The organism is Bartonella sp. AP20NXHL (assembly GCF_042196165.1).
In the GTDB taxonomy this organism is placed as follows: Bacteria; Pseudomonadota; Alphaproteobacteria; order Rhizobiales; family Rhizobiaceae; genus Bartonella.
Map to the genome: position 1 here is coordinate 1 of NZ_JBHIPV010000119.1, position 538 is coordinate 538.

General features: G+C 45.2%; 2 protein-coding genes. Both read left to right on the plus strand.

What is annotated here, in order from left to right; translation table 11 throughout:
* Positions 1-345: phage tail protein (locus ACFILL_RS09545; protein ID WP_375643871.1), on the plus strand; the 345-nt coding region annotated here is incomplete at its 5' end.
* A partial coding sequence (locus ACFILL_RS09550) for a tail protein X (protein WP_375643872.1) occupies positions 342-538 on the plus strand: 197 nt, incomplete at its 3' end. The genes ACFILL_RS09545 and ACFILL_RS09550, both read left to right, overlap by 4 nt.

Genomic DNA, 538 nt, shown 5'->3' on the forward strand with positions numbered 1-538 from the left:
TCCCCCAGTTTGCAATTTACCGGCTATGGCAATGATGCAAAGACCATTCATGGAGTTTGGTTTCCAGAAGAATTTGGTGACCGTGTAGCCATTGATGCCATCACTACAACTATCCGAAGAGCAAAGCCGGTCCAGATGCTTCATTGGATCAATGATACCACCTATAGTGTCCTTCTCCATGGACCCGTAGTAATCACCACGATCAATAAAGACCATGACTATATCAGTCGTTCTGGTCAATCCCAACGCATCCGCTATTCCATTACGCTCTTTCCCTTTTTTAATGGCGGAAAACCACAAGGACAATACCAAGAGGGACAAATCCAAGTGGGACAAACTCTATGAAGATACCAGAAAAGCATGTTATTGTAGAGCTAGAGGATATGAGCCTCGATCTCCTTTGCTTTCACCATGTCATGGCAGTGTTCAGAGACCGGAGGCAAGTTGGGGCACTAAACGGTTATTTAGAAGCCACACTGGAAGCTAATCCAGAGATTGCCAAATATGGTGTGTTTTTACCGCGGGGCTTAAAGGTCAT